The 10,062-nt window shown below is 67.3% G+C and carries 12 protein-coding genes; 2 read left to right on the top strand and 10 right to left on the bottom strand.

Features of this window, described 5'->3' with window-relative positions; all coding sequences use genetic code 11:
* Positions 1 to 180 precede the first annotated feature (180 nt).
* Both BKH33_RS11645 and BKH33_RS11640 read right to left on the bottom strand, forming a co-directional pair.
* Entirely contained in the window at positions 181 to 1,047 is an 867-nt protein-coding gene (locus tag BKH33_RS11645; RefSeq protein ID WP_003784020.1) for an NmrA family NAD(P)-binding protein, read from the bottom strand.
* A 126-nt stretch (positions 1,048 to 1,173) separates the two neighbouring features.
* The gene (locus BKH33_RS11640; protein WP_076142763.1) at positions 1,174 to 1,671 is read right to left on the bottom strand and encodes an anthrone oxygenase family protein; all 498 of its coding nucleotides are present in this window, start codon (positions 1,669 to 1,671) and stop codon (positions 1,174 to 1,176) included.
* 342 nt (positions 1,672 to 2,013) lie between these two features.
* Here BKH33_RS11640 and BKH33_RS11635 point away from each other — a divergent pair, with 342 nt between their 5' ends.
* Positions 2,014 to 2,958, top strand: a complete 945-nt coding sequence (locus tag BKH33_RS11635) for an AraC family transcriptional regulator (protein ID WP_003783984.1) — start codon at positions 2,014 to 2,016, stop codon at positions 2,956 to 2,958.
* 77 nt (positions 2,959 to 3,035) lie between these two features.
* On the opposite strand, the gene BKH33_RS11630 is transcribed toward BKH33_RS11635, so the two are convergent.
* From BKH33_RS11630 to BKH33_RS11600, 7 genes are all read right to left on the bottom strand, one after another.
* Positions 3,036 to 3,905 carry an EamA family transporter gene (locus BKH33_RS11630; protein ID WP_003783998.1) on the bottom strand — a complete coding sequence of 290 codons (870 nt, stop codon included), beginning with the start codon at positions 3,903 to 3,905 and terminating at the stop codon, positions 3,036 to 3,038.
* A gap of 87 nt (positions 3,906 to 3,992) precedes the next feature.
* The gene (locus tag BKH33_RS11625; protein ID WP_003783992.1) at positions 3,993 to 4,739 is read right to left on the bottom strand and encodes an ABC transporter permease; all 747 of its coding nucleotides are present in this window, start codon (positions 4,737 to 4,739) and stop codon (positions 3,993 to 3,995) included.
* Positions 4,739 to 5,443, bottom strand: a complete 705-nt coding sequence (locus tag BKH33_RS11620; protein WP_003783989.1) for an ABC transporter ATP-binding protein — start codon at positions 5,441 to 5,443, stop codon at positions 4,739 to 4,741. The genes BKH33_RS11625 and BKH33_RS11620 overlap by 1 nt, the downstream gene beginning before the upstream one ends.
* 333 nt (positions 5,444 to 5,776) lie before the next feature.
* Entirely contained in the window at positions 5,777 to 6,394 is a 618-nt protein-coding gene (locus tag BKH33_RS11615) for a TetR/AcrR family transcriptional regulator (protein WP_003783996.1), read from the bottom strand.
* A 153-nt stretch (positions 6,395 to 6,547) separates the two neighbouring features.
* Positions 6,548 to 6,892: a type II toxin-antitoxin system PemK/MazF family toxin gene (locus BKH33_RS11610; protein WP_232621446.1), complete on the bottom strand. Its 345-nt coding sequence runs from the start codon at positions 6,890 to 6,892 to the stop codon at positions 6,548 to 6,550.
* Positions 6,883 to 7,107 (bottom strand): hypothetical protein, encoded by a 225-nt coding sequence (locus tag BKH33_RS11605; protein ID WP_050998531.1) that lies wholly within the window; start codon positions 7,105 to 7,107, stop codon positions 6,883 to 6,885. The genes BKH33_RS11610 and BKH33_RS11605 overlap by 10 nt, the downstream gene beginning before the upstream one ends.
* 86 nt (positions 7,108 to 7,193) lie before the next feature.
* Positions 7,194 to 8,006 carry a 16S rRNA (uracil(1498)-N(3))-methyltransferase gene (locus BKH33_RS11600; RefSeq protein WP_076142762.1) on the bottom strand — a complete coding sequence of 271 codons (813 nt, stop codon included), beginning with the start codon at positions 8,004 to 8,006 and terminating at the stop codon, positions 7,194 to 7,196.
* Between the two features lie 60 nt (positions 8,007 to 8,066).
* Here BKH33_RS11600 and BKH33_RS11595 point away from each other — a divergent pair, with 60 nt between their 5' ends.
* The gene (locus BKH33_RS11595; RefSeq protein WP_043539521.1) at positions 8,067 to 8,867 is read left to right on the top strand and encodes a YggS family pyridoxal phosphate-dependent enzyme; all 801 of its coding nucleotides are present in this window, start codon (positions 8,067 to 8,069) and stop codon (positions 8,865 to 8,867) included.
* Between the two features lie 43 nt (positions 8,868 to 8,910).
* On the opposite strand, the gene dnaJ is transcribed toward BKH33_RS11595, so the two are convergent.
* Positions 8,911 to 10,035 carry a molecular chaperone DnaJ gene (gene dnaJ, locus BKH33_RS11590; RefSeq protein ID WP_003784024.1) on the bottom strand — a complete coding sequence of 375 codons (1,125 nt, stop codon included), beginning with the start codon at positions 10,033 to 10,035 and terminating at the stop codon, positions 8,911 to 8,913.
* Positions 10,036 to 10,062: the final 27 nt, after the last annotated feature.

Genomic DNA, 10,062 nt, shown 5'->3' with positions numbered 1-10,062 from the left:
CGAAGCGACACCTTCACCCCGTCTTCAACACCCCAACAATGAAAACTCGAGGCTAATGCGGGCCTCGCATCTGGAACGCAGTCGGCGGCGGACTTCGAGGTCGGCGCCGGCAGCACAGTTACTCGCAGCCGCCAGACAGAGCCACTGTCGTTCAGGGAACTGCCGACGTGGGCGGAGGGATCAGACCTCCTGTGCGAGCACGTGCCGGACCGTGGTGTCAATATCCGTGGTTACACGGATGCTCCGATCACCACGCGGCCCCAGCCGCTTCTGCTCGTCCGCCCGATACAGGTCTGCCAGACTCTCCGCGATGTGCGGTGCGAAGCCGGCCTCCACCAGGGCCTTCATCCAACCGGGCTCGGGGATCGGCACGACCTCAAGCGGCTTGCCCAGGACAACACTCAGCGACCTGGCAACCTGGCGCTCCGTGTACTCCGGCCCCACGATGTCCACGGCCTCGCTGGTCTGCGTATCCGCTAGCAGCTCCTGGACCGCGATCTCGGCGATGTCGCGGGAGGCCACCATGGGCAGGGGCGTGTCCGCACTTGAGGCGAAAACCAGGAAGATCCCCTCGTGCAGAACGGCTCCGAGGACATCCCCGAACTTCTCCTGGAAGTGTCCCGGGCGCAGGGCAGTCAAGACGGTCCCCGTCTGTGCGAGTGCCTGTTCCATGTGGTGCAGGCCCAGAATCGGTCCGGTGCCTTCGGTCAGATCCGCACCGCCGGAGGAGAGCATTACCGTGTGTCGAACGCCGGCGTCCTTGACCGCGTTGGAGACCGATTGCACCACTTCTGCGGCGTACTGCTCCAGGTCCGGCACGGACAGATCGAAGGGCATCATGGCGAAAAAGGCCGTTGCACCGTTCAAGGCCTCGGTGACCTTCTGGCTGTCGCGCAGGTCCAAGACGACCGCTTCAGCCCCTCGAGAGATCCAATCGGCGGCTGCTTCTGGACGACGGACGACAGCACGGACGGGGTGGCCGGAATCGAGTAAACGGTCGGCAACGACTGAACCGATACGGCCGCTGGCTCCAGAGATGACGTACATGGTGGCTCCTGTTCTGTATGGCTGATTCTTTTCAGGCAAGGTGCGCGCAACTGGCACGAGCGTCGTTGCAGCACGGTCTGGTCGCTCGACTTCGACAGGCTGGCGCCTGTCAGCCGGCCCTGCCGGTCACCGCGATTTGGAGAAAATGTTCATGGCGGTTCCAACTCCCAGTCCCACAGTACCCAGGAGTGAGAGAACGGCTCGCACGCTGTTTGCGGAGGTCCACTCATCCAGATACATGTGCCAGACCCGGGCCCCCTCAGCAGTCCCCGCTACGACGTCGGCCAGGCGGTTGTTGCGCGGAACGTTGTAGACGATAGTCAGCACCCAGCCCGCCAGATACAGAAGGCCTCCCGTAGCGGAAATCTGGTCTCCGATACCCCGATCCTTTTTACGCACGTTGTGCACCACTGTCCACGTGCTAGCGACCGCTGTGCCAAAGAAGAAGGTCGTGAACGGCACCTGCACGGCAGTGCGGTTGAATTTCTGCATGGTCTCGATTGCTTCAGCGTCCGGCAACGAACCCAGCCAAGGCATCACCCTGGCCGAAAAATTGGTGTAGATACCCCCGACAACGGCGGATCCCACCGCACCGCATGCGGACACAATGTTGTTCAGTGACATGACTCTCTCTTCCGAAGAACCGGGGTGACATCCGACGCAAGGCAGCGCTTCTCCGATCGCTGCTTGCATACCTCCATTCCATTGGCGAGGCGTCCACAGCTCCATGGGCCAGCGGCTCACCTTCATGCGACATCGGCTCGAAGCACCCCTCGATGGTTGATTCCAGAGGAAGTGGCTCGCGGTCGTCGGAGGTCAGGGAGCGTATGGCAGGGGTGCCGTTGTGCCAGCCCAACCGGCCAGATGCTTGCAGGCGAAGCACAGGGAACATCGTTCGGTATCGATACACAGCAACGGTGCGATCGCCCCACACCACCTTGGAATCAACCACCTAGACTCAGAGGTATGGACCTGCTGGAGGATTTCCTGGCCCAGCCTCACGCTCGCGACGCATTCCTGCTGCGCGTGGTCATGGGGCGTCCCTGGTCGTTGTCGGTGGAGGACAAGGCACCGCTATCCATCATCCCCGCACTGAGGGGCGGAGGATGGATCACTGCAAACGGATCACGCCCGCACCGATTCGAGGCCGGTGAGATCCTTGTGGTGCGCTCTCCCACCCTCTACACCCTGAGCTCGAGCCAGAAGCACGACGGTGGTACCAGGATCGGAGCCGGCCAGGTTTGCTCGGGCCCAGACGGCCGCGACCTGTCCGAAGAGATGAGCACCGGGGTGCGTACGTGGGGCAATGATCCGCAGGGCGAGGATCAGCTGCTGGTGGGCACCTACCGGCACCACTCCGAGCTGGGGCGACTGATGCTGCAGTCGCTGCCGCCGTGGTTCCTGGTGCGTGCCCCTGACCCGGAACTGGTCAGTCTGTTGAACCGCGAGACCGTCCATGACGGGTTTGCACAGTCCAGTGTCCTGGACAGGCTCCTGGATGTCCTGTTGGTCACCACGCTGCGTGCCTGGATAAATGCCGGGACGCAGAACCATGTCAGTCTCCTCTCCGCCTCCCGGGACGACGTGGTGCGCAGGGCAACCGAGTCGGTACAGGCGGCCCCCTCACGAGACTGGACGGTGGACTCGCTCGCGGCTCTAGCAGGTGTCTCCCGAGCTTCTCTCACAAGGCGTTTCAATGCCACGCTCGGTGTCTCCCCCATGACCTATGTGACCCAGTGGAGGCTGGCAATGGCTGCCGATCTCCTGGATCGCAGCGATGCCACCTTGTCCGCCATTGCCCACCAGGTGGGGTATGCCAGTCCTTTCAGCTTCTCCTCCGCATTCAAGAGCCGATACGGCCTCAGTCCCCGTGACTTCCGCGCCGAGGCTGCCACGTCACGTACCCACTAGCCACTTCCCACCGGTGTTGATGACCTGGGCAAGCACGGATGGTCAGCATGCCTGTGAATAGCCCTCATGGCCTTCTCTCACATCAGCATGGCGAGAGTCCCACCGACGAGCAGGGCCAGCCCGACGAGGTACCTCCTACCGATAGCCTCCCGCAGGACGAGGGCGGAGAAGAGGACGGTCACGAGCACGCTCAGCTTGTCGATGGGGACGACCACGCTGGCGGGGCCGTCCTGCAGCGCCCGGTAGTAGCAGAGCCAGGAGGCACACGTCGCAACCCCGGAGGCCAGGACGAAGCCGAGCTCACCACGCGGAACAGTACGGACCTCGCGAAGCTTGCCGGTGACGGCCACCATCACCCAGGCCATCACCAGGACCACCCCGGTACGGATCGCGGTACCGAGATTGGACTCCACCCCCGTAATGCCGGCCTTTCCGAGGATCGCGGTGAGCGCGGCGAAGAAGGCTGAACCGAGCGCATAGAGCAGCCAGCCCCCGCCGTCGCGCACAGCCCGGGGCAGGCCGCGCAGGTCATCGGCGTCGAGCATCAACAACGTCCCGACAGCGATCAGAGCCACCCCGAGCGCCCCGATAAGGCTCACCCTCTCCCCCAGGAAGATGAGGGCCAGCAGCACTGTCAGCACTGTGCTCAGCTTGTCGATCGGCACCACTTTGCTGACGCTGCCGAGCTGGAGCGCCTTGAAGTAGCACAGCCAGGAGGCCCCGGTCGCCAACCCCGAGAGCACCAGCAGCCCAGTGCTGCGGGCATCGAGGTGGGCCAGTTCGGCCTGTGAACCGACGATGAGCACCATGCCCCAGGCGCCCGCCAGCACCACGATAGTGCGCAGCGCCGTCGCCACGGTCGAGTCGGTGGTGCGGATCCCCTCCTTGGCCAGGACGGCGGTGATGCCGGCAAAAAGTGCTGAGCCGCAGGCGAAGACGATCCACATAAGGCAACCCTAACTCCGCCTGGCGCCACCGCACGGCGGGCGCGACGGCCCTCACCCTCGTGCCCGCCGTTGCGGGCTCCTCCCGGTTCAGCGGGTCTTGCGCGGCACGGTGGAGGCCGCCACCCCCAGGACCACCAGGCCGAAGCAGATCAGGTAGGCCAGGTATCGGAAGAAATCTTCGGAGGGTTCGCTGGCCGTCGTGAGCTCGGTGACGGCGTCGACCGCCCAGCTCATGGGCAGGGCATCGCCGACCACCTCCAGGGCGCGCGGCAGCTGGTCGCGGCTAACCAGGAGCCCGCACAGGAACAGCTGGGGTGCGATGACCACCGGCATGAACTGGACGGCCTGGAACTCGGTGCGCGCGAAGGCTGAGACCAGCAGCCCCAGAGACACCCCGACAAAGGCGTCGACCAGGGCGGTGAGCACCACCCACCCCCAGGCGGCAGAGATGTCCACATCCAGGCCCCAGGCGGCCACGGCGCACAGGATGAGGGACTGGATGATGGCGGTCAGCGCGAAGGCGGTGGCGTATCCGAACAGGAGGTCGGCCCGGTGGATCGGGGTGGTCCACAGCCGCTCCAGGGTGCCGCTCACGCGCTCGCGCAGCATGGCGACGCTGGTGACCAGGAACATGACCGTCGTCGGCAGGATCGCCATCATGGAGACGGCGATGTGGTTGAACAGCAGGTCCGCGCCGGGGTAGTCGCGGTAGACGAAGTACAGCAGGGTCAGCAGCGCGGCGGGCACGATCGCGATGAGGCCGACCGTGCGCCGGTCGGCGCGCAACTGGGTGAGGATGCGGCGGGTGGTGGCCAGGTAGGTGCGCAGGTGCATCAGCGCTGTCCTCCCTTCTGCTCGGGCTGGTTCTCGGACTCGGCGATGACAGTCAGGAAGGCGGCGTCGACCGTATCCGCCCCGGTGCTGGCCAGGAGGTCCTTGGCCGTGGTGGTGGCCAGGATGCGGCCCTGGCGCATGAGGAGGACCTGGTCGCAGCGGAAGGCCTCGTCCATGACATGGCTGGAGACCAGGAGGGTGGCGCCGCGCTCGGCCAGGGCGTGGAAGGTGGTCCACAACTCCTCACGGGTGACCGGGTCCAGGCCGACGGTGGGTTCGTCCATGACGAGCAGGTCGGGGTCGGCCACGAGCGCGCAGGCCAGGCTCACGCGCCCGGCCTCGCCGCCGGAGTAGGTGGACACGGGCCGATCCGCCAGGGCGGTGAGCCCGACGACGTCGAGGACCTCGTCCAGGTCGCGGGCCCGGCTGCCGGCAAGGGACGCGAAGTAGCGCAGGTTCTGGCGGGCCGTCAGGTCGGTGTAGACGGCCTGGTCCTGGGTGACGTAGCCGACCCGGCCGCGCACGGCGGCGGCGCCCGGTGCGTGCCCGAGGACCTCGACCTGCCCGCGGTAGCGCTGAACCCCAACGACGGTGCGCATAAGGGTGGTCTTGCCGCAGCCCGAGGGACCGAGCAGGCCGGTGATGGTGCCGGGCGCCAGGTTCAGATCCAGGCCATGGAGGATCTCCTTGCGCCCGCGGGTCACGCGCAGGTCCGTCGCGGTGACAGCCGACGGCGCCGAAGCAGCTGCGGAGTGAGGGCTTGAGTCGTGCGATCGGTTACTGGCCCCCCGACTCCCGGGGCGCGTCTCCTTCATCGCTTTTCATCATATGATGAATATAGGTCGACGGCGACCCGCTGTCCAGAGCCTGGAGCCGGAAAACTGTCCGTATGGGACGACTTTGAACGCCCCTTCAGCCAGGGCAGTTCACATCTGTGCAGGTCAGAGCGGCTTAGCTTGGTTCCAAGCCGGAAACGCGGCTTCAAAGTCGTCCCATATGGACAAAACTCGGCTGGAGAACTCAACCGATCGCAGCGATCAGGCTGGATTGGCGACGTCCGGCAGGTCGTCGAAGGCGTAGCGCTGGATGGTGGGGCCGACGAGCGCGGCGGCCGCCTCGACGTCGAGGCCGGCGATGTGGTCCATGCGGGCGACCCAGCGGGCCAGGCCGAGACCGATGATCTGGCTGGCGATGAGCTGGGCGCGCAGCTGGGGGCGGTCGGGGCAGAAGTGAGTGACGATCGGCGAGAGGATCCCGGTGGCGATGAAGTCACGGAAGGGCTCGACGTCGCTCCCCTGGCCGAGCGCGGCATGGATGACCGCCGTGAAGCGGTCTGCACCAGCCTCGTCCCATAGGCTGATCACGGCACGCACGATCCCCTCCCCCAGCTGCTCGGGCTCGAGCTCAGTGATGGAGGCCGCCCGGTGCATGAGGTTGGCGTCAACCCCGGCGGTCGACTCGATGACGGCCTTGGCGAAGAGCGTGGCCCGGTCCGGGAAGTAGTGGTGGACCAGGGCCGGGTCAACGCCGGCGTCGCGCGCGATGCCGCGCAGGGAGGTCTGGTAGCCGTCGCGGGCGAAGGCGGTGCGGGCTGCCGCCAGGATGGCCTCACGCGTGTCCGGGCTCCCCGCCGGCCGCCGCCCCCTCGGGCTCATCGCTCACTCGTCTCACTCATAGTCAGAGCATGCCTGCAAGCCGCTCCATTGGGAAGCAGCCGCGCTACGCCTCCCATCCGCCGCGCAGTTTTCAACATCATGCAGGCCCCCACATGCGCCACCTACAAAGCTCCTGGGTCCTTTCAGCGCGTGCTATCTGATGTAGTCGACCAGCCATTCGCGCACGTTCTGAAGGACGGACTCCTCCACGACTCCGATCTTCTTGGTGAGACGCTGACGTGAGATCGTGCGAACCTGTTCGGTCATGGCAAACGACCGCTGTTTCATTCCTGCTCCCGCATTGAGCTCCACGTGATTCGGCCAGCCCCGATCCTTCGTTGTCACGGGAACCACAACGACAAGCGTCGTCACCGTTCGATGGAACTGCTCATTCGACACAATGAGGACTGGACGACGCCCGGATTGCTCTCGCCTGACAGCAGGATCAGGAAGTGCCCACCACACCTCGCCCGCGTCAACCGGGGCATCTAGCTCCATGCTTCCGACTCCCACTCACGGAGCTCCTTGAGATAGGTCTCGTCCGGCGGATGAGCCTCCATTGCACGCCGCACTTCAGCAAAGCGCCGCTCACGTGCCGCCGCCTCAAGCAGCTCCTTGAGTACGGCATCCATGGTCACCCCTCGCTCTGACGCCAGGGCCCGCAAGCCGTCCCTCGTGCTGCGCTCCACCTTGATCGTCGTCATGCTGCTCATACTCACAGTATGTATGACAGTCATACCCTTGTGAAGGCAGCTCACTCCATTCCTTGGTCAGGACTCGAGCAACGCACTCGCGCGTCTCACTCCCACAGGCCGCTGGCGTGGGCGAGGACGGCCAGGGCGACGGGGCCGGCTGAGGCGGTGCGCATGACGTGGGGGCCCAGCCGCACCGTCATCGCCCCGGCAGCCTCCAGGGCCGCCGTCTCCTCGGGGCTGATACCGCCCTCGGGCCCGACGACGACGGCGAGCACCAGCGGCGCCGACCCCGGCGCGGGCAGACGCATTGACTCCATGGCGGTGCTGATGGGCGTCCTGGCCTCCTCGTGCAGGACCAGCACCACTCCCCCGCTCTGCACCGTCTGCGCCACCCAGGCGATCAGCGCCCGGGTGTCGCGTACCTCGTCGACCGCGGGCACACGGGTGCGCCGCGCCTGCTTGGCGGCCTGGAGCGCCGTGGTCTGCCAGCGCTGGCGCCCCTTGGCCTGCTTGGCCCCCTGCCACACGGACACGCAGCGCTCGGACTGCCAGGGCAGCACCAACTCCACTCCGACCTCGGTGGCCGTCTCCACGGCCTGTTCATCACGCCCGCCCTTGGCCAGGGCCTGCACGAGGGTCAGCCGCAGCGGCGGCGTCGGTTCCTCGATCCGCTCCAGGACCCGCACGGCCAGACGATCCTTGGCCCCACCGACGCCGGCCCCGGTCACCTCGCACACCAGGCGTCGGCCGGCCCCGTCAACGAGATCCACGCGCTCCTGCATACGCAGGCGCTTGACGGTCACCGCGTGGCGGGCCTCGGGCCCGGTGAGCATGAGGATGGTTCCGGGCCCGGCCGATGCGACGGCATCGGCGGGCTCGATGGTCTCGGGTGTGAAGACGAAGACAGGTGCGGTCACGCCCCCAGCCTACGGGCGGTGTCGAACCAGCGACCGCCGGCGGTGCTAGCGTCAGCGAACATGACCGAGTCTTCAGCCACCTCCCGCTCACCGCAGTCGTCCCCAGCCCCCTCCTACACCACCGCCGTCACGGTGGAGGACTTCCGCCGCAACCTGGCCGCCATCCGCGCCCGGATCGACGCCGCTGCCGAGCGCGCCGGTCGGGACGCCGCCGAGATCCGTCTGCTGCCGGTCTCCAAGACCGTCCTCGAGGAGCGCCTGCGCACCGCCTTCGCTGCGGGCATCATCCAGATGGGTGAGAACAAGGTCCAGGAGGCCCAGCGCAAGAGCGAGAACCTGGCGGACCTGGGCATCTCCTGGTCGGTCATCGGCCACCTGCAGACCAACAAGGCCAAGAACGTGGCCGCCTTCGCCGACGAGTTCCAGGCCCTGGACTCCCTACGCCTGGCCGAGGCCCTCGACCGCCGCCTCCAGGCGGCCGGACGCTCCCTGGACGTCTACGTGCAGGTCAACTCCTCGGGCGAGCCCAGCAAGTTCGGGCTGGAGCCGGACGACGTCGCCGCCTTCCTCGCCGCACTGCCGGCCTACTCCTCGCTGCGGGTACGCGGACTCATGACCCTGGCGGCCCACACCGACGACGCGGCGCGCGTGCGCGAGTGCTTCCGCATCATGCGCCGGCTGCGCGATGCCGCCCTTCAGGCCGGCACGATCGGTGACGGGCTGCTGTCCATGGGGATGAGCGGCGACTTCGAGGCCGCCATCGAGGGCGGCTCCACCTGCGTGCGGGTGGGCCAGGCGATCTTCGGGGCCAGGGCCACCCCGGACTCGCACTACTGGCCCGAGTCCTCTCAGGCCGAGTAGCCGCAGGCAAGAAGCCGGGCTGCGGGCGCAGACCGCCGTGTTCTCAGCGCCCGGAGAAGCGCTCCTTGAGCTTGCCCATGACGCTGGAGTCGCGCACGGGCTCGACGTCGTCCTCCCCGCGCAGGCGGGCCAGCTCGGCCAGCAGCTCGCGCTGGCGGTCGTCCAGGCGGGTGGGGGTCTCCACGACGATGGACACGTGCAGGTCCCCGCGGCCCTTGCGGCGCAGGCGCCCCACGCCCAGGCCGTCGAGCACGACCTCGTCCCCGGGCTGGCTGCCGGCCTTGACGGTGACGTTCTGCTCGCCGTCGAGGGTCTGCAGCGGGAAGACGGCCCCCAGGGCGGCCGCGGTCATGGGCACGCGCAGCTCGGTGTAGAGGTCGTCGCCGTCGCGCTCGAGGAACTCGTGCGGCTTCTCGTGGATCTCCAGGTAGAGGTCGCCGTTGGGACCACCGGCCGGACCGGCCTCACCGCGCCCCGACATGCGGATACGGGTCCCGGTGGACACCCCGGCGGGGATGGAGACCTCCAGGTCCTGGCGCACGCGGGTGCGCCCCTCACCGGAGCAGTCCTTGCAGGGGGTGACGATGACGGTGCCGTAGCCCTGACAGCCCGGGCACGGCGAGGAGGTCATGACCTGCCCCAGCAGGGTGCGGGTCATGCGCTGGACGTTGCCGACGCCGTTGCACTGCGAGCAGGTGACCGGCTCGGTTCCGGGCGCGCAGCACGAGCCCCCGCAGGTGGCGCAGGTGACGTAGGTGTCGATGGGGATGGAGCGGGTCGCCCCGAAGGCGACGTCGGAGAGCTCCACGTCCACGGCTACGAGGGAGTCCTGGCCGCGCCGGGCTCGGGAGGCGGGTCCCCGGCTGGCAGCTCCCCCGCCGAAGAAGGACTGGAAGATGCCGCCCAGGTCGCCGAAGTCGGCGCCGGCGAATCCTCCGCCGAAGCCTCCCCCGCCGCGCACCGCGTCCTCGCCGCCCAGGTCGTACATCTGTCGCTTGTCGGCGTCGGAGAGGACCTCGTAGGCGGTGGAGACCTCCTTGAACTCATCCTCGTGGCCGGGCCCGGCGACGTCGGGGTGCAGCTGGCGGGCCTTCTTGCGGTAGGCCCTCTTGATCTCCTCGGGGCTGGCATCGCGGCTGACGCCGAGGACCTCGTAGTAGTTGCTCACTGCGTGCTTCCTTTACGGCTACGACTT

It is taken from the genome of Actinomyces naeslundii (genome assembly GCF_001956585.1).
Classification (GTDB): domain Bacteria; phylum Actinomycetota; class Actinomycetes; order Actinomycetales; family Actinomycetaceae; genus Actinomyces; species Actinomyces naeslundii.
The sequence above is the reverse complement of the archived record's forward strand: the minus strand, read 5'-3'. Positions and strand labels throughout refer to the sequence as shown.